Below are 19,880 nucleotides of genomic sequence, written 5' to 3'. Positions count from 1 at the left end.
TTTTTTAATTTTTAGTGAACCACAAAAATAAAATACACCTTTGACAACAGTATGTCAAGGGTGCTTAAAATATTTTCTATGCAATATGTTTCAGTGTCTTCATTTTACGCCATCAAATAAATAAGTTGTTCCAATTACAAACTCCTACATGACGCTTTCGCGCCTACAATTGACAGGCAGGGTTCCTTCACTTATCTTGCTGTTGCATAATATCGGCAAATTGCAGAATCGTTCAGTCATGTCATTCTTACACTTATCATCAAACCAAAATAAATATAAAAACCGCCTACCTTATTTCTAAAGCAGGCGGCTAAATCTATTTCAATTAGGACAATGGCACTCTTAATTTATAACGCTTTTTCAAATTTCTTCCAAAGTCTATCTCTACATCTTTCTGATGCACGACAGCTCCTAGATTACTCGAAAAATCATAACCAATAAACTCTTTCAATACAGATGATTTGGTTTCACTGCTATTAGAAATCTTATCAATCTTTTTCTTAAACTGCTTGTCATCATTTAATACTGCAGCTTTTTTTGGATCCTTTGGTGAGGAAGATTTAGAGGTCCGGATATCCACTTCTCCTAATACCAACTTCGTAGAATCATAATAGTTTATCACCTTACCATCATTGTCGATGCTCACAGTAATTAATCCATGATCTGAATTTACACTTTCCACACCATTGTGACTTTGACGATATTGAACAATCGTTTCTACAACTGATGGGCTTTCCAATGTACCACTTCCTTCCAATGTGCCACCATTTGTTAAACGGTAACGAATGTTTCCTGGTTTTAATTCGATTCCTTTCGCCAGATTCAAATCATTCATAAACTTCTGTGCAATTTTAATTGCTTTACTTTCTGCAATGAGTGTTTTGTTTTCGAGGTTTGGCTTTCCAAAATAAATATTTAAAGCAATAAGCATCATTTATATTCAACAAAACATCTTTACCGGATACTTGTCGATTCCCTTTTGCATCAAATAAAATTGTTTCTGAAATCACTTTTGTTAATCCTACGGCGCGGCCAATACTTGCAAGTCGTTTGTCTTCTTCAAATTTATTCGTAAGAATGATTCCATTTAATTTTTTTGGAACTGCCGTTCTATTAGCAAATGACCTGGAAGGCAAGGTGCCTATCCATTGCCATTGATACCATCCTTTTGTCACTGCTGCCTGAGAAAATAAACGCTCGTTATTTAAGCGATGGACAGCTTCGTTAGCATTCGCTCCGACTGCCATCACAACGGGTACTTGTCCGTGGCTGATTCTCCAACTTGCATCTAAAAATGCACGTGCAAATGTTTTCCCTTTTTTCCATTCATCCCAGAAAAATTTGCCATAATTGGGATCATCAATACTCGTTGTTTCATACCCAAACATCATGCGAAGTCCGCCCCGATTTGGATCCCACCAGGATCTTACCGGATTGTCGGAACCAGAAACTCTGATGGAATAACAAGTGGACCAAAACATATAGCGCAATTCTTCATTTGAAAAGGCCATACGATTTGAAAATGCCCAATCCCGATTATCCCAAAGTCCACCAAGCGGTGCTTTAAAAACACCATTGTTGTCCATATCTCCATGCCCAGAATGATAAAAAACACGAACCGCATCGATACCAAATGAATCTTGCCAATTATCATAGGTTTCTTCATAAGCCCAAACTTTTACACCAGCATCTTTGCGCCAGTAATTTGCAGCCTTTCCCGGAAAAGAAGTCGGATAATCTAAAAATCCGTCTGCATCATCATGTGTGTAGGTTAATCCACTAGCACTTGAAAATGTCTCCAGACTGTTTGCACCATAAAAATCATTGGAACCACTTACAATTGTTTTCAATGCTTTTGCGGTCTTTGCTTTTTCCTTTACAAAAGGATCTAGCAGAATTGCCTTTTTAAATTTCATAAGCACAATTTATTTGCCTACTCTTAATTCCCTTTTCGGCTACCGGGTGCTTACTCTTTTTAGGATTTTCAGCATACTCCATAAAGTGTTAAAATTGATTTGGAAATCGGCTTGAAATGAATATTTAAAAGTAAAGCAATAGACTATCTTCAATTTGAAATTTCATTTCAAATTGTATGACATAAAAAATATAAAATATTGTGAATCTGTAATTTAAGAAAATTACCTAGAATAAAAAATACTCCTAAAGAACCATAAAAAATGCTTCTTTAGGAGTATTGCGAAAAAAAGTTTTTTCGATAAGTTTTAAACTCTTCCTCCTGCGATTCTAAAGTTTAAGACAAATCTTCAACTTCTGCTTCTGGAGCATTGTTCTTCACAGAATCAACTCCAGCTGTCCTACCGGTTTCATCCGCATACATCTGACTAGATCCAATCACCTGACCATTGGTTGATTTTAGATTAAAATATAATTTACCATTTGCAGCAGTAAGATGCTCATACCGATCATCATCCTGTGAGTTTTTTCTGACAGATTCAATGCCATTGAGACAACTTGCTTTTGCACTATAACCTTCACTACTTAGGATAACCTGACCGTTTCCTGCTTTCAAATTAAATTGATATTCCCCATTAGAACGGGTACTGATTGTAAATTTGCCCATAATCGTTTACTTTAATAGATGAATTAAGAAGCTATAAATTTACAAGCTTCAGCCATTTAATCTAAATATTTTTTTTTCCAGGTTAAAATTCCAGGCATATTCTACTTTTTACCATTGTCAACGAATAAAAAAACAAAATGTCCTTTGCGCGGAATAGTAATGGCATATGCCACCAATTTAAAAACTTATCTAGTTCATTCAACAAAGACTTACTGATTTCAGTAATTATAATTTTTGAAAACAAAGTTTCATCGTTCAAAATACAATGCGAAGTGAACAATTTTCAACAATGATACCTTTAGAGTTTTATAAATACAAAGTATCACAATCACTTTCAAATAAACCAAAATAAAATAATCTAATTAGATTATACAATTTCCTTATTCCTGGATGCTAAATAATTCACAATCGCTTTTTCTCCAAAAGTATAAAACACAACCGGAGTTATAATCATATCCAATAAAGTACTACTAATTAAGCCTCCTAGTATAACTGTTGCTACTGGATACAAAATTTCCTTACCAGATGCTTGAGGATCTAAAGTAAGTGGAATTAGCGCTAGTGCCGCTACCAAAGCAGTCATTAATACCGGAACCAACCGCTCCAAAGAACCACGGATAATTAATTGCTTGCCAAATCGCTCGCCTTCATGTTCAACTAAATAGAGATAATGTGAAATCATCATAATGCCATTTCTAGATGCTATACCTGTAAGTGTAATGAATCCAACTAAGGTTGCCACAGAAAATGTCCCACCTGTAAATAATACTGCTAATACACTTCCGATTAATGCTAAAGGTATATTAAGCATAATTTGCAAGGTGATCTGCGCCGATTTAAAATGCGAATAAAGAATTAAAAATATTCCTATAATCGAAAAAATACTTAAAAACAAAATAAGTTTAGTTGCTGATTTCTGACTTTCAAACTGCCCACCATATTGAACAAAATATCCAGTTGGTAATTTAACATTTGCACTAACAGAATTTTGAATCTCCTGAACCGTATTTCCTAAATCTCTACCCTGCACATTACAGCTAATGGTAATTTTGCGTTGGGAATTCTCATGTGAAATGGTGTTGATACTCGTAGTACTTTCGATACTTGCTATTTGTTGTAATGGAATCAGTGTGCCATTCGGTGCATCAATTAAAGTGTTTCGAATAGCTTCCAGATTACTTCGTTCTTCATCGGTTGTTCGAAGCAAAATATCAAATGATTTAATACCATCTATAATTTGTCCGGTAACTTTTCCATTATAGAAAATTTCAAGATCTTCGGCAACCTTGCCTGCTTGCAATCCATATCTTTGCAATGCTTCCCGATTAACTTTTATTAATAGTTGTGGCACCATTACTTGTTTTTCAATTTGCACATCCACTACACCCCGAATGGATTTAATGGTCTCTGAAATTTGATTTGCATTGGATCTTAAATCGTTGAGATCGGTACCATAAAGTTTGATTGCAACCTGCGCTCGAACACCAGATAATAAATGATCTAAACGATGTGAAATGGGTTGTCCGACATTAATCGTAACACCTTTTAGAATTTCTAATTTACTGCGAATGTCAGCAATGATTTCATTTCTGGATCTGCTGGTTTCAGCTTTTAGTTCAACATCAATTTCAGAATTTGAAACGGGCTCTACGTGTTCATCCAATTCAGCACGGCCAGTTCTGCGGCTTACAAATTCAACATCAGGCACCTGTAACATAAGATTTTCTGCCATCGTACCAATTTTCGAACTCTCTTCCAATGATGTTCCTGCAGGCGTAGAAAGATTAATTGTAAATGAACCTTCATTAAATGGTGGTAAAAATTCAGTTCCAAAAAATGGGACCATAGCAATAGATGAAATAATTAAAAGTATTGCTGACACAATGATCGCTTTTGGTTTTTGCAAACCCCAATTCAATAATTTCGTATCCTGTTTTTTCAAAAATTTCACCAGTCCACTATCCATATTTATTTTATCATCTTTTGGCTTTAATAAATATGAACATAATGCCGGTGTCACTGTAAGAGAAACGAAAAGTGAAGCAATAATGGACGTAATATAGGCTACACCAAGTGGTGCAAAAATTCTTCCTTCCATGCCCTGCATATAAAATAAAGGAATAAAAACCAATACTACAATAATCGTTGCATAAACTATAGAATTTCGAATTTCACAACTGGCATCATAAATTACTTGTAAGAGTGGTTTTGGATTTTCAGAATGTTTGTTTTCATGAATCCGCCGATGGACATTTTCAACATCCACAATTGCATCGTCTACCAATTCACCAATCGCGATAGCGAGTCCACCTAAGGTTAAGGTATTTATACTAAAACCAAAAAGTTTAAAAATAATTGCTGTTATAACAAGTGAAAGTGGAATAGCTGTTAATGTAATAATCGTAGTTCTGTAATTTAACAAGAACAAGAAAAGAATAATAACAACAAGTATAAATCCATCGCGTAATGCTTCCTCAACATTTGAAAGGGCGGCCTGAATAAAATGCTTTTGTTGAAATATAGTTGGATTTAATTTTACATCAGGAGGCAATGACATTTGCAGTTCAGCCAATGCTTTTTCCACTTCATTTGTCAAGGATACTGTACTATATTCAGGTTGCTTTTCAATCGTAAGGATCACAGATGGCTTTCCATTTATACTAGCATCCCCTCGTTTTTGTGCAGCTCCAAATTTAACTTCTGCTACTTGAGAAAGCAATACGGGCAATCCATCTCTATTGGCAACTACTGTATTTCGCAAATCATCTAATGAATATGCGCGTCCAACATTTCGAATTAGCACTTCACTTCCATATTGATTATAAAAACCACCCGAACTATTTTGATTTGTAAGTGTAAGCGCTTTATCTAAATCATCGATAGACAAATTAAACTGTTTAAGTTTTGCCGATGAAATCAATACCTGATATTGCAAACGCTCCCCTCCAATAGGAATCACTTGTGAAATTCCTTTGATACTCATTAGTCGTCTGCGAATAGTAAAATCCGCGAGTGTTCGCAATTCTGATGCAGAGGTACTATCTGAAGAAACACCAACCAACATAATTTGTCCCATAACTGAACTAATAGGACCCATAACAGCTGTAATGTTTTTTGGCAATTGAACAGTTTGCAATTTTTCAGCTACCGATTGCCTGGCCCTATAAATATCCGAATTCCAATCAAACTCAACGAATACCATCCCAATTCCGATGGATGAACTACTCCGTACAGATTCTACTCCTGGCGCACCATTCAAGGCTGTTTCAACCGGAATGATTATTTGCGTTTCTATTTCTTCTGGAGCCATCCCATTTGCTTCCAAAAAAACAGTAACTCTGGGGCGATTTAAATCAGGCAAAACATCAATCGGCAAGTTGCTGATTGTAAATATTCCAAAAAGAAATAGTAAAGAAGCAAACGAGATTACGAATAATCTGTTTTGAAGTGAAAACCGTATGAGTTGATTTAACATAATTTATCAATTAAAATTTCTTGTTGGAATTGGCATTTATTAGTCAAAAAAAACATTAACTTTTAACCATTGACTCTTAACCATTGACTCTTGACTCTTAACCATTGACTCTTGACTCTTAACCATTGACCATTAACTATTGACTCTTAACTATTAACCATTAACTATTGACTCTTGACTCTTGACTCTTGACTCTTAACTATTAACCATTAACTATTGACTCTTGACTCTTGACTCTTAACCATTCCCAAATAGCTATGCATTATGGATCAATGCTTATGACCTTCTTCCCCATGTTCATGGTTGTGCTCCTGATTTTCTTCGTTCATTACTTTGCCTGTAGATGGCTCGACTTTTATTACAAAATCGGTGGTGTGTAATTTCCCATCAGCCATAAATTGAAGCCATACTCTATAGATACCTGCTGTTTCAAAGTTGGTATGAAAATGAAGTATCGTTCCTTCTACTTCTGGATGTAAGTGAACATATGCTTTCGTTTCCATATGAATAGCTACCATATGACCTTTAGCACCCAGGTAATTTTGTAACTGATTGACATCAAATGACTTCCCATTTTTTAAGAATACAGCATCAAAATGAATCGCAGTATTTGAAATAAATTTTCCATCATCAGGTTTTAAAGTTACAGAAAATGGATTACTAAAAGCTGTATTTTGAATCGATGTATACGTCTTCCGGGAGGCAGATTTTCCTTTAACATCGACTTCAATTTTTTCTAACTGATGTGTACTTCCACTTGGTTTATAATCCGCATAGAGTAAATACTTACCCCCGGATGGAAAAGTTTCTGATAAGGCATACGATCCGTCCTCCTGGTATTCTGGATGAATATGATTAAACCAGGATAAATCTTCACGCACTGCAATGAGATGAATTTTCTTTTCGTGTGTAACGTCTAATGGAACTGCTTGTGCACTATTATTTTTATTCCTTGGAGTGAATGCCAATACTGCAGGTTTTCCGGCCTCCAAAATTTCAGGAGCGGATTTGAAATCCATTTGAAAATTTCCTGCCATTGGTTTTTCATCCATGTGCTCTAATGCCATTCCACATTTAGAACACTTTTCACCTTCCTGTCCAGTCACTTCAGGATGCATCGGACAAGCATATATATGAACGTGGTCCTGCTCCTTTGTTGTTGCAGATTCATTCTCAGAAGTTATTTCTTTACTTTTATTATTGTTACATGCAATAAGAAAAATAACTGCGCTCATGGCAAATATAGAAATGCTTTTTTTAATGATATTTTTCATTTTTATTAGAATTTTAAATTATTGATTTAGGAAAATCATTTTGAGTTGATAACTTGCATTGACAACAATGCGTTCGTCCTCTTCTACCCCCTTAAGGATACTTGTAAAACTTCCATTGTTTTCACCTAATTGTACATAACTTACACTGTACTTTTCTGCTGCATCTTTAATAAATACAACTGGCTTACCGTTTATTTCTGTAATAGCAGAATTCGGGAGTACAATTTGATGCGAGCTCTCCAATGCAAATACCCGGATGTTAACAAATTCACCAATCTTAAAATCATTATCCGGATTGTTTAGTTGAAACAAAACACGTTGAGATTGATTACTTGCATTTATTTCTTGTGCCAGGGAAAGAAGTTTTACTTCACTGGTGATATGACTATCATTAGCACATTCAATGGTAAATTTTGCACCCTTTCTTACCTTAGCCGCATCTTTATCAAACACCTGCGCTTCTGCATAAATCTGCGAAAGATTTGTTATTGTAAAAAGATTTTGTCCAGCATTCACAGTGGATCCAATACTCAAACTAAAATTACCCAATACGCCAGCAATTGGAGATTGTAAAACAAATGTGCGTCCAGCATTCCCTTTGAATAGCTTTAAATTACTATCTGCTTTCTGAAAACGCGCATTTGCTTCATCCATATCTTTTTTTGCTGCAATGTCTGCGATCGTATTCAATCGGTCGATCTCCTTTTTAGAAGCCTCATATTCGGCAAGGAGTTTATTTTTTTCAGACATCATATTCACTTGCGTACCAGCATCCAGATTTTGTTCAACAATTGCAAGCTGCTGTCCGGCCTTTACATATTGACCAACATTCACAAAAAGTGCTCGGATTTTTCCATTTTGAGGAGTTCCAACTTGAGCTTGTCCCCCACTACTTGGAATTATAGTTCCAAAAAGTTTGATACTCCCTGTAAAAGAACCAGAGACCAATTTTTGAGTAATTACATCAAATAAAAACTGCGTCTCTTTAGGAACTAAAAATGAATTAGAAAAATTAGTACCTGACTTAGAAGCTCCATGATCATCATCACCATGGGCCTCAGACTGTAATAAAGGCAAAAAACAATTAATAATAATTAAGAAAATGGCAATGGTACTTCTACCTGATTTGGTATTCCTTTTTTGAAAAAGTAAGCCTAGAAATAGACCAATCACCAAGGAGCTTATGACAATTAACCAAAGCAACCAATTACTATAGTCTAAATGAGCGTGGACATGTTCTTCTGATGCTATCACTAATTCTTTTCCAACCTCCACACCAGAAAGCAAAATTAAATCTGCTCCTTGTGAAGCATTAATTCTTACTGCAAGAGAATACTTCTTTAGTTCAGTAAAACGGGATTCTAGTATATACGTACCTTCACTACTATGTCTGATCTGAAACACTAAGGAGCTATCTTCCTGTGAACGAATACTAATATCTGCGCTATCGATTGGTCTGTTTGTAGCGAAACTACTTACAAATAAAATAAGCTTTGCTGGTTCGTTAGGATGAATGGGTTCATATCTAAGCAGTAATTCATATTTATCAGAAGAGGCTTCAATTGAAAAATATTTTGCAGTTTGTACTGACTTTAAATCTTCCTCCGGACCATGACTATGATCATCACCTCCAGATGCTTGAAGTGGATTACTGTTTGCAATAATCCAAATAAATAATGCAAATATTCTGATTTTTAACGTATGATTCATTCTTATCCTTTTAAATAATTAATATTAATAATAGCTTGATTGAATTCACGAAGTGTTTCCAAATACTGAATTTGTATCTTATATGCATCCGACAAGGTTCTTAAGTAATTGATATAATCTGATTGCCCGGCAGTAAACATTCTTTCGGAAGTTGAAATTAAATCGAAAGCATGTCTTAGACCTTTATTTTCAAAGTATTCTAAAGCCATTTGTGCTTTTAATCCTTCCGCTTTTGCAAGTTGAATTTGGATATTTAGGTTTTGTTGTTCTACCAAAATTTGCTGTTCTGAAATTTGTAAATTAGTTTTCGCTGCCTTCATGCTAGCACTATATTGCCAAAACCAAATCGGAATATTGACCCCTGCTTTAAATCGATATGGAATTTCTGAATTTTTCAATCCCTGATTCATATAGCCAACTGAAAAACCTGGCAATGCTTTACTTTTTTCTAATGAAATCATTTTTTCAACAACCGCTTGCGATTGAAAAGCATATTGAACACGGGCCGAATTATGTATTTGAAAGCTGTCGACAATTTCATTATTTATAAATACTCCTGAATTTTCTTTTCGCAATGGCAGGATTTCAAAAGGCTCTGCAATCCCAGTATAAATTTGAAGCTGCATCAACGCTATAGCTGCATCAGTTTGTGCTTGCATAAATTGATTATGGATATCTCCAAATTGGCTTGCGGCAAATGTTTTCTCTTTAAAATCAATTTGGCCAGCAATAAATTGACGGTTTGCAGCGTCGGAAATGATAGCATAAATACTATCCTGTTTTTTTAAATGTTGCAAAAGTTGCTTTGCAAATTGCAAATTTAAGTATGCAGATTTTACTTGTTGAATGACTTCCCTTTCACTTAGAATTTTTTGTTTTTCTGCCAACCTGGTATGCTGTTTTGCTAATTGCTTTTGCTTCGTATAAACTGATGGAAACTGAAAAGCTTGTGATACACCAAGTGTCATAAACTCACCCGTAGGACTTTCTATGATGAATTCAGGATTTGCAAGATTGAAACTTGCGCCTTCAAGTTGTCTTTGCATTTGAAGCTGAAGATTTGCAGAAGATATTACTGGACTATTTTTAAGGGTTGCCGTTATAACATCTTGTTCTGTCAGAATATTCTGACTATTAAGATTTGACAAAAAGCCCAATAATAATAAAACCCATAATTGAATTAAAAATATTTGTTGGATAGATGAACCTGTGATAAATCGAAAATCCAGCATCCACAGATTTAAAATCTTAGATTGGCAACTAAATAATATTTTGCTCATTTTAAACTTTTATTAATCATTTTATCATTGTTAAACCTGAAATCACAAATTGTTTTACGAAACCACAAAAGCTTGAATATATAAATGAATCAAAACTCGAAATGCGAGGTTAAGAAATACAAATATTCTTGATTATGAAAAATTAGATTTTTGATTTTTAATAATTATTTCTAACACAATTCATGTAATGAATTATTTAGTTGACTTTTAAAGCAAAAAATAAAAGTCAAAAGCCAATACTATCCGAGAATCTGAATAGTTTGACTAAGAAATAAAATAGGGAGGCCCTCTTAAGGAATGTGCTTTCGGATGTCTATTTTGATATGGAGGCGGTAGTCCTGGAAACCAAACCACTTCATTTATAAAATCGACATATGAATTTAAATAAGTGCTTGGCACAACAAGTGCAATATTCAAATCCAATTGAAGAATATCAATAAAACTGCTGGTATTTGCAAATAAATATGCACCAAAATCAGGAGAATGAATTAAGTGTGGTGTGTGACTGTGGCTTTCACTAGGAATATTTCCATGATGATGATGATCAAAATACTCACTTTGGTGATGCGCTTCAGCTTCTTCCTTACTTTCATGGTGATGGTGAGGAATGGCGTCATGAGCAAACATCAAAAAGTTTGCTAACACTAAACTATAAACTATAAATTGTTTATGACGCATTGAATACAAAGGTAGATAAATTAAATCAAAATGGCTTTATCCTACGATGGTTTATCAACGCTGATTTGCTATAATTTGTTGCAGATCCGTAAAAAAACTCTATTCAACTTTACCCGAGTTACAGCTTGTGATTTGATTTTATGAAAACATGGACCTGACTAGACCCTCTTGATTGCTTTTTTTTCAAATTAGAAGATTTTATAAGCACAGTGAAATTTTAATATATTCAATTACAAGAAGAAGTATAGAAGTTAATAAGCAAAATCCTGGAAGCCAAATGCACTATTTCAGTTAAATAAAAAAGGGAGGCATTTAATACCTCCCTTTTGATAATTTTTAATATTTCCTGTTCCTACTTACTGTATAGCTATACGTTGCGTAGTAAAATTACCTTTGCTGCTTTTTAGGGTAGCAAAATAAATACCTGTATTCATTTGATCTCTATTTACTAAAACCTCACCAGTCTGAATGTTTTTAATTGTTTTCATTTCAATACCTAATACATCTACAATGGTAAGACTATAAACTTCACCTTTCGAATTATCAAAACGGATAATGGTGCTATTGCTAAACGGATTTGGTAGAATCCGCATGTTTACATTAAGATTTGCTTGTTTTGTGCCGGTTAATTCTTCACATACATTCCAGATATAACCGATATCCTGAAAATCTGTGATTCCCGTTAAGTCCACTTCCCGAAGATGCTCCCCTACTGTATTGATAAAACCACAACCTAAATCACTAAATTTAGCTGTTTCCTTTTCTGTATCTGTTTTACCATTCACAAAAACAAAGTGTTGCTTAATCGGTACAATATCCAAAACATCCGTTCCGAAAATACCATTTACCGGATCAATTAATTTCAACTCTGTTACCGCATTTTTAAATTGAGGCCATTGGAAACTACTTTTAATAAATACACCATCTGCAGATGGCACTTCTGAACTTAAGTCAACTTTAAAACGCGCTTTAATTTTAGTAGGGAGTGGAGCGCATATATCATCACAGGTATTAAAACAGTATGCAGTTAAAATTGTATCCGATTCTGCGACATCTATTTTACGATTTCCGCCACCTGTTGCGCATGCTTGTCCGCCTAAGCCAGTTTCGTCAAAACCCCATTCTTTGCCGTACACATATTTAAATTCATAAGAAGATTTACCATCAACAGAATCCCTTCCTTCATATATACCATCACCATCCGGATCTAATAAAATACTGTTTGCTTTAGGGAGCGTCCAACCTTGAAATGAACCAGCAACATAGCAGGTATCCACCTTGCCAAATTGGCTAATCATATTCGACATATTAACACGAAATGTTACTTGAATTCTTTTTGGAGGTCCGGTAAGTTTACATGCTTCACAACTATTAAAACAATAGGTTGGAAGTGTTGTATTCACTTTAACATTCATTACCCGATTACCACCACCATTCACACAGGAACCAGAAATACCACCTTCCCAGGTACCGCCATTCTTTATAAATTTGTATTCGTAAGAACCTTCTGCAATGGCAACATTGATTTCATATACTCCATCTCCATTAGAATCTGTCAACCGATGTGTTCCTGCGTTCCAACCTTGAAAACTTCCTGCTACGGTCACAGAATCTGTGGCAATATTGAAAGCACTTTTGATAATTTCATCATTCATATCAACACGAATAGTTACTCCGGTATTCGTACAAGCTGATGTGGAATTAAAACAAACCAGGGGTAAAATATCTTTTCCACCATTATCAGTTACTGTATGTGTACGATTATTGGATTCATCATTGCCATTCCAGGCATCAGCATTATTGTACTTAAATTCAAGTGCTGTACCATTTGCAATCATCGTTGTGAATGTCCAGATTCCATCTCCATCAGCATCAGACATTGCATCCTTTGCTGGATCCCAACCTTGAAAGCTTCCAACAACATGGATGCCTCCGCTAAATATCTTTTTAGTTAAAGCCAATTGATTTACATCTACCTGGAATGTCACTTCAATCATTTGTGCTTGTGCATACCCGAGTGTAAATAATGTTAAAAATAAAATGTAGAATTTTTTCATGTAATCTGTTTTTTAAATATATAATTAATAAATGAAAACTTTTTTTACGATTTGATCTACTCTTGAACGGGCACAAATAAAGTAATATGCTGCAGGAAAACAACTGGAAACAGGAATTTTACTAAATTTTGAACTTATTGTATGTTGCAGCATTTGTCTGCCTTGTAAATCCATCAATTGAATTTGAATGGGAAGCTCTTGATTTGAAATAATAAAAATTTCTTGAGATGCAGGAAGATACTGAATATCCAATTCAAGTAATTCATTCTTATCAAGATTTTCATTAGCCACCACTTCATCCTCAGAAATTGTATACCTTTTATTTGAAACTAGATTTTGGAATGTAGAAATAAATCCACCAGGCCATTTAATAATTACCTGATCCACTTTGCTTTGATCTGCCAATCCAAAATGCAAACGCTGTGGTGTTTGTGATGCATATCCACTTCCAGAAATTAATTCCTGATAATAATTTACACCATTCAACTGAATGGTAACTTTAGTTCCAATTCCAAATCGATTTCCTTTTTTTGATTTGAAGTCAAACTCGATCCAGTTTTCAGTATTTGAACTTTTATTTAAAAATAATTGATTACCATCTTTCCCTGCATTTGCAACAAATAAGTCCTGACGACCATCATTATCTACATCCAACCAACTATTGCCATAGGATCCAAATGAACTGGCTATTGTAGTATTTGACAATACCTTTTGAAATTGAGCTATTGGAGAATTGAGATAGAGCACATTATTATAAGGCGAAAAATAACTGTCATTACAAACATAGAGATCATTCATTCCGTCATTATTTGCATCCAGCCAAACATTCCCCCAGCCCATTCCATAATCATCTACTCCAACTTCTTTTGCAATGTCTTTGAATGTACCATCCGCTTGATGAAACAATAAAACATTATAAAATAAATTGGTGATATATAAATCCGTTCTGCCATCATTGTTAAAGTCACCAGCAGAAACGCCCATCCCCATAGATTTAAAATTGGCTTTTGTTTTTACTGAAATATCTTTAAAATGCCCTTTGCCGTCATTTTCATACAATATAAAATCCTGATTTGCGTCATGTATTAAATACAAATCTCCATCGCCATCATTGTCATAATCAAAGAATGTTCCACCCATAGAAATTCGGCTATCCAAGGCCCCAGATTCCAAAATCTTATTCTCAAAATGTAAGTTTCCATCATTGATAAATAGTGCATTTTCTGTATTCAATTGCGTTAAATACAAATCCAGATCACCATCTAAATCAACATCCGATGCCAAACAAGCTTTTACAGTTTTGGAATTATTAATTCCAGATGCAGTGGTTATATCTTCAAATCCTGCCAAACCTTTATTTAAAAAAAGTTTACATGGTGCATCTGCTCCGCCTAAAAATAATTCTGGTAAACCATCATTATTAAGGTCTGCCCAAACCGCACATTCTGTCCCAGCTGCATAATGTAAGCCTAATGCAGAAGCAACATCTGTAAAGGTTCCATTCTTATTATTTCGATATAATTGGTTGGCACCTAAACGATTAGAAACATAAACATCATCATAACCATCCAGATTATAATCAGAAACCGCAACACCAATATTATAACCCGATTTATGAATTCCTGAGACGTTACTGATATCTTCAAAATCAAGAACTGATTGTCCAAATGAAAAATGGGCTAATAATAAAAATAGGAAACAATGTTTTACACTTAGAATCACAGGCGGCATTTTTTAGAGGCACAAATTTAACAAAGAGTTAATACATTTGCTTGTCTAAAATACCATTTTATGAAAAGAGTTTTACTCCTATCCTACTTTATTTATGGTTTAGGTGCCTTATCTGTAGCCCAAAACAGTTTAAAAGGGCATATTATGACACAAAATGAATCCATAATTGGCGCAACCGTTAAAATTGAAGGAAGTAATTTAGGAACCGTATCTGATTTCAATGGTGACTTTAACATTACTAAAATTCCAGATGGGAGCTATAAAGTCCGAGTGAGCTTCGTAGGATATCATACCGAATATAAAACCATTTCATTTACGGGAAACTCTCTGGAAGTTTGGAATCTTAGTCTGGAAGAGGACAATCAATTAATGAATGAGGTCGTGGTAGTTGCATATGGCACGGAAAATAAAAAAGCAGGTATTGGATCTGTTGCCAGCCTTAAGTCTGATAAACTAAATGATAATGTTGGTGGCACCTTAATTTCTGAATTGCAAGGAAAAACTCCAGGGGTATTAATGACTTCTTCAAGTGGAGCTGCTGGTGCTGCAGGAATTGTTCGTCTCCGGGGAACTAACTCCATTACAGCGGGTGGTGATCCATTATATGTAATTGATGGTGTCCCATTATCGAATGAGAATTTTCTAAACGGAGAACGGGGTGGACAAAACAACAATCCATTGAGTAGTATCAACCCTGCTGATATTGAAAGTATTAGTTTTTTAAAAGATGCATCCTCCGCTGCCATTTATGGTTCTAGAGGTGCAAATGGAGTAATCCTTATCACAACAAAAAGAGGTGGCAAAAAACGTTTTGGCATTAGTTATTCAGCATCTATTGGAAATTCTAAACCGACCCATGTGATTGATCTCATGAATAAAGAACAATGGTTTCAAGTACAACAAGAAGCATTTGAAAATGATGGTGGGGTTGGTAGATTTCAATTGCCACTTGGTTTAAGTTATGATGATGTTGCAAATATCAATACGGACTGGATGAGAAAGGTGATTCAGACAGGGATGAAAATGGAACACAACCTCGGAATTACCTTAGGAGGCAATAAACTAAAAGCATATCTAGGAGGTACCATCAGTAAAGCTGAATCCTTTTTAGTAGGAAATTTCTTTGAGCGATATTCCGGACGAATAAACTTAGATTATACTCCGGTTCGATGGTTTAAATTAGGAATTAGTTCGTCTGCAATCCGAGGATTAAATAAACGTGCCTTTCAAGCTTGGGCTGGCGGTTTAGGTTTGGCACAATCAAATGCTTTGATGATCTATCCAATCTTTAAAAATGAATTTCCGAAAACAAGTCCATTTTATGATTCTGTTGGTTATTTCAACATAAATCAAAATCCAGTTGCTCAACAAGAGCATATTGATTTTAGAACCCGTGAATGGCGCTATATAAATAGTGTTTCTGCTTCCTTTTTCCCGACTGCACGATTAAGTTTTAATATAAATGGAGGTGCCGATATTTCCAGACTTGGTGATTTTACATATGAAGATGCAATCTGGACTCGCGATAAAGATATTTCTAAAATTAATTTATCTAATGTTGACAATTATAATATTTATGCAACTAGTCAATACCAAATCCCATTAAGAAATTCAGCACATGAATTAACAATTTTAGCAGGTTTGGAATATCAAGATTTTAAGGTAACCGGATATGATCAAAGCTATAATTACATTGCAGATTTGATTTATAATGTCGATTCGATTTGGTCTGATGTAAAAGAGAATGCTTCAAAATATTATGTTGATCGCGATGGCTATAAATTTGCTAGTGCATTTAGTCGATTAAATTATTCCTGGAATCAAAAATTATTTGCTCAAGCAACTTTCAGAAGAGATGCATCTTCTAAATTCGGACCGAATAATCGATTTGGAAACTTTCCATCAATAGGTGTTGGCTATGTAATTTCAGATGATCATTGGTTTAAAAATAATATCATCAATTATTTAAAAATAAAAACTTCCTTCGGGATCACCGGAAATTCAAACATCCCATGGTCTCAGCAATATGAAACTTATAAGTTGAATAATAGCCCATTAATAAATTATGATACTCGATATAATAATGAAAACACACGTTTTCAGGAAAAAGTTGGGAATCCAAATTTGAAATGGGAAGAAGTCCAAAAAGTGGATGTAGGACTTGACTTTGGATTATGGAAAGATCGAATCAGTGGTAGCCTAACATACTTTTATGATTTAACCAAAGATGCATTGTTATTGGTTGCCTTACAATCTTCAACCGGCTTAGAAAATTTAAATTTTTACGACAATGTTGGGAAGATTCAAAACAAAGGAATTGAATTTTCACTTACCAGTCATAATTTAGTAGGTGCCTTTAAATGGACTACAGAATTTAATATAACAGCTATTAAAAATAAAGTATTGGAAGTTGGCACTGCAACGCCAGATGCTTTGGATGGTGGATTCGGCGATATCCGGGTGGTTGTTAATTATCCTGTTGGCGTGAATTATATAGTTCGATTTTCTCATGTAGATAAAGCAACCGGAAGGCCTGTTTATCTTGATAAAAACGGGAAAGAAACATTTACTTATAATGTAGCCGAAGATCGTGTACCTGCGGGAACATTACAAGCTGATTTTTATGGTGGATTAACAAATACATTTTCTTATAAAAACTGGAGTTTAAGTGCTCTGTTATTTTTCAAATATGGAGGAAAATTATATGACGATGCTGCGAAGCGGCAATTAGGGGTTGTGACTACGGATTGGAATATGAGGCCTCTAATTTTTGATCGCTGGCAACAAGAAGGAGATCAAAGCAGATATCCACGATTCACAAATACGATGCTCAACTGGGGAGGTAATGATAATGCCTGGCAAAATAATCATTCCCTCTGGTTGTATGATGCAAGTTATATGAGATTGCGCAATGTAACTGTAGCCTATACTATTAAAGGCAAAACTGCAAAATCAATTAGTTATAGATTCTATATAACTGGAAATAATATTTTAACATTTACTAAATATCCTGGTTGGGATCCTGAAGTCGCCAGAGACCGCACAACGGATCAGCAGCGCAATGTAGGCGGATTTGGAGTTTCTTATTTAACGGCTCCTCAAGAAAAAAGCTGGGTATTTGGAGTGAATGTTGACTTTTAAATTGTATATATAATAAAAAATATTTCGGTGGCTTTATTAAATTCTCAAGTAATATTCAACCATATGAAAACATATAAAAAAATATTATTTTCAATTTTTCTGTTGTCGACGATTTCCTGTGACGATAGTTTTATTGAAGCAAAGCTTGACTCTGCAATTGATATCAATCAATTTCTGAAATCACCAGTTGAATTTCAACAACTTTTAAATAGTTCATATGACGCGCTAAGCTACGGCAACGTATATGGTGGTCAAATTCAATTGATGAGTGAATTAATGTCGGATGGTGTAGATGGTGATTATTTAACAAACAATGATTGGAGAGCTTTATTTACCTGGACCTCAGATATTTTTTTAGCCCCTACAAGAACGCTCATGTACGATGGATATAAAGCGATTGCCCGGGCGAATTTAGTACTCGAAAATTTAAACATAGTACCCGGTCTTGATGAGGTAAATAAAAAACGAATGGAGGGGGAAGCTTTATTTATAAGAGCCTTAATGCATTTTGAATTGGTTCGTTATTATGGTCAGCCTTATGGATACACTGCAGATAATTCTCACCCAGGCATTCCTTTGCGGACTTCTTTCGGACAAGCAATTGCAGATCGCGCAACGGTTGCTGCAGTTTACAATCAATGTATTGCAGATGCAGAGAAATCAGAATCATTATTGCCTTTGACAAACGGAGTCTATGCAAATCAATTTTCTGTCAAAGCATTCTTAGCGAAACTTTATTTTCAACAAAATAATTTCATTAAAGCAAAGGAGTATGCAGAACAAGTAATCAATTCTTCTGGTGCTATTCTGGATAATTTGCCGAATACTAAATTCGGTTATGGAGATTCAAAAGAAATTCTTTTCGGCTTAGTAAGTACAGATTATAGTAATGACAATGCAAATATTTCTATTCAAAAAGACTATTTCTCATTAACAAAAACAATTCCGGATATTATACCAGCAAACGCAGTAAGTTTAGCTGTAAGTGGCAGTGGAGATATCCGCGCTTTCTGGTTTGAAAAAAAAGGCAATTATTTAATCTGCACAAAATTTAATACTAGTAATACCGCTATTTATACCAATCCCGTAATTCATCTTTCAGAGCTTTATTTAATTCTAGCTGAATCCTTAGCAGAAACTGGAACGGATGGCTTAACATATTTAAATGCAATTCGAAAAAGAGCTGGATTAACAGAACTTAATGGCAGTTCAACAAGCCAACAAATTGAAGAATGCAGAGTACAAAGAAGGGCTGAATTTTACTTTGAAAACAACCGACTTCATGAATTAAAAAGAATTGCTGTACGTGGTAGTAAAGATCTGTTAATTCGAAATCTGGCAAGGTGGGATTGCCCAGGTTTGGTATGTCAATTTCCGGATAATGAATTAAAAGGAAATCCAGATCTCAAACCGAATCCAACTGCAAAGTGTTATTAATTAAATCAAACTTTTAAGCGAACATGAAAAAAATAATATATTTTAGTTTGATATTTGTGTCTTCACTGAATTTCAAATGTAAAAAAGAAGAAGCACCTCCAATTGGGGAACCCTTTTCTCAAGTTCAAGGAATTCAGGATCTATGGATTTTAAGTAAAGTCGAAATGGTTGATGAACCTACAGATCCTGAAACAGCCATTGATGTAAGTGAATTAATGCTTGGCACAACACCCTCTACAATCTTATTTAATGCAACTTCTTATATGATTGATCCTGGTACTTCAATACATCATATCCCATTCATAGGAAACTGGAAGTTTAATGATAATCAATTTCCAACTGAACTTATTTTGACAACAAATAATGTAGATATCAATTTACAACATTTGAAACCAGTCCGTGAAATTGTAGATAATGTGTTACAATATAAATATTACCGAATCGGTGATGCTTGTGCCGGAACGTTTGCAGGAAAACCGGTAATTTCATATATCTATACCTATAATCGCAAATAAA

Annotated in this window: 13 protein-coding genes; 3 read left to right on the top strand and 10 right to left on the bottom strand. The window is 34.7% G+C overall.

Annotation, left to right across the window (positions count from 1 at the left end; genetic code table 11):
• Window positions 1-325: 325 nt before the first annotated feature.
• The 10 genes from IPO86_07825 to IPO86_07780 form a co-directional block, all read right to left on the bottom strand.
• On the bottom strand, window positions 326-835 hold the full coding sequence (locus IPO86_07825; GenBank protein ID MBK9728009.1) for a hypothetical protein: 510 nt from the start codon (window positions 833-835) through the stop codon (window positions 326-328).
• 25 nt (window positions 836-860) lie between these two features.
• Complete coding sequence (locus IPO86_07820) at window positions 861-1,916, bottom strand: hypothetical protein (GenBank protein MBK9728008.1); 1,056 nt, start codon at window positions 1,914-1,916, stop codon at window positions 861-863.
• 335 nt (window positions 1,917-2,251) lie between these two features.
• A complete protein-coding gene (locus IPO86_07815) occupies window positions 2,252-2,581 on the bottom strand; it encodes a YegP family protein (GenBank protein MBK9728007.1) in 330 nt (109 codons plus the stop codon).
• Between the two features lie 367 nt (window positions 2,582-2,948).
• Window positions 2,949-6,056 (bottom strand): efflux RND transporter permease subunit, encoded by a 3,108-nt coding sequence (locus IPO86_07810; GenBank protein MBK9728006.1) that lies wholly within the window; start codon window positions 6,054-6,056, stop codon window positions 2,949-2,951.
• A 269-nt stretch (window positions 6,057-6,325) separates the two neighbouring features.
• Entirely contained in the window at window positions 6,326-7,330 is a 1,005-nt protein-coding gene (locus tag IPO86_07805) for a hypothetical protein (GenBank protein ID MBK9728005.1), read from the bottom strand.
• An 18-nt stretch (window positions 7,331-7,348) separates the two neighbouring features.
• Complete coding sequence (locus tag IPO86_07800; GenBank protein MBK9728004.1) at window positions 7,349-9,040, bottom strand: efflux RND transporter periplasmic adaptor subunit; 1,692 nt, start codon at window positions 9,038-9,040, stop codon at window positions 7,349-7,351.
• Window positions 9,041-9,042: 2 nt separating this feature from the next.
• Window positions 9,043-10,320, bottom strand: coding sequence for a TolC family protein (locus tag IPO86_07795; GenBank protein MBK9728003.1), 1,278 nt, complete (start codon window positions 10,318-10,320; stop codon window positions 9,043-9,045).
• A 264-nt stretch (window positions 10,321-10,584) separates the two neighbouring features.
• Complete coding sequence (locus IPO86_07790) at window positions 10,585-10,998, bottom strand: hypothetical protein (protein MBK9728002.1); 414 nt, start codon at window positions 10,996-10,998, stop codon at window positions 10,585-10,587.
• A gap of 356 nt (window positions 10,999-11,354) precedes the next feature.
• Window positions 11,355-13,055, bottom strand: a complete 1,701-nt coding sequence (locus IPO86_07785) for a T9SS type A sorting domain-containing protein (protein ID MBK9728001.1) — start codon at window positions 13,053-13,055, stop codon at window positions 11,355-11,357.
• 24 nt (window positions 13,056-13,079) lie between these two features.
• A complete protein-coding gene (locus IPO86_07780; protein MBK9728000.1) occupies window positions 13,080-14,786 on the bottom strand; it encodes a CRTAC1 family protein in 1,707 nt (568 codons plus the stop codon).
• A gap of 60 nt (window positions 14,787-14,846) precedes the next feature.
• Between IPO86_07780 and IPO86_07775 the strand changes: the two genes are divergently transcribed.
• The 3 genes from IPO86_07775 to IPO86_07765 all read left to right on the top strand — a co-directional run bounded on the left by IPO86_07775 (window position 14,847) and on the right by IPO86_07765 (window position 19,879).
• Window positions 14,847-17,927 (top strand): SusC/RagA family TonB-linked outer membrane protein, encoded by a 3,081-nt coding sequence (locus tag IPO86_07775; protein MBK9727999.1) that lies wholly within the window; start codon window positions 14,847-14,849, stop codon window positions 17,925-17,927.
• Window positions 17,928-17,990: 63 nt separating this feature from the next.
• Window positions 17,991-19,364 carry a RagB/SusD family nutrient uptake outer membrane protein gene (locus IPO86_07770; protein MBK9727998.1) on the top strand — a complete coding sequence of 458 codons (1,374 nt, stop codon included), beginning with the start codon at window positions 17,991-17,993 and terminating at the stop codon, window positions 19,362-19,364.
• 23 nt (window positions 19,365-19,387) lie between these two features.
• Entirely contained in the window at window positions 19,388-19,879 is a 492-nt protein-coding gene (locus IPO86_07765) for a hypothetical protein (GenBank protein ID MBK9727997.1), read from the top strand.
• Window position 19,880 lies beyond the last annotated feature (1 nt).

Source organism: Saprospiraceae bacterium (genome assembly GCA_016717265.1).
Taxonomy (GTDB): domain Bacteria; phylum Bacteroidota; class Bacteroidia; order Chitinophagales; family Saprospiraceae; genus Vicinibacter.
Note: the sequence above shows the minus strand (reverse complement) of the source record. Positions and strands in the feature narration are given on the sequence as shown.

Bases quoted from the DNA above. Each gene is read 5' to 3' on its own strand.
- IPO86_07790 (MBK9728002.1), bottom strand. From the start codon at position 10,998: ATGCGTCATAAACAATTTATAGTTTATAGTTTAGTGTTAGCAAACTTT.
- IPO86_07770 (MBK9727998.1), top strand. From the start codon at position 17,991: ATGAAAACATATAAAAAAATATTATTTTCAATTTTTCTGTTGTCGACG.
- IPO86_07800 (MBK9728004.1), bottom strand. From the start codon at position 9,040: ATGAATCATACGTTAAAAATCAGAATATTTGCATTATTTATTTGGATT.
- IPO86_07810 (MBK9728006.1), bottom strand. From the start codon at position 6,056: ATGTTAAATCAACTCATACGGTTTTCACTTCAAAACAGATTATTCGTA.
- IPO86_07785 (MBK9728001.1), bottom strand. From the start codon at position 13,055: ATGAAAAAATTCTACATTTTATTTTTAACATTATTTACACTCGGGTAT.
- IPO86_07765 (MBK9727997.1), top strand. From the start codon at position 19,388: ATGAAAAAAATAATATATTTTAGTTTGATATTTGTGTCTTCACTGAAT.
- IPO86_07780 (MBK9728000.1), bottom strand. From the start codon at position 14,786: ATGCCGCCTGTGATTCTAAGTGTAAAACATTGTTTCCTATTTTTATTA.
- IPO86_07815 (MBK9728007.1), bottom strand. From the start codon at position 2,581: ATGGGCAAATTTACAATCAGTACCCGTTCTAATGGGGAATATCAATTT.
- IPO86_07775 (MBK9727999.1), top strand. From the start codon at position 14,847: ATGAAAAGAGTTTTACTCCTATCCTACTTTATTTATGGTTTAGGTGCC.
- IPO86_07820 (MBK9728008.1), bottom strand. From the start codon at position 1,916: ATGAAATTTAAAAAGGCAATTCTGCTAGATCCTTTTGTAAAGGAAAAA.
- IPO86_07805 (MBK9728005.1), bottom strand. From the start codon at position 7,330: ATGAAAAATATCATTAAAAAAAGCATTTCTATATTTGCCATGAGCGCA.
- IPO86_07825 (MBK9728009.1), bottom strand. From the start codon at position 835: ATGAATGATTTGAATCTGGCGAAAGGAATCGAATTAAAACCAGGAAAC.
- IPO86_07795 (MBK9728003.1), bottom strand. From the start codon at position 10,320: ATGAGCAAAATATTATTTAGTTGCCAATCTAAGATTTTAAATCTGTGG.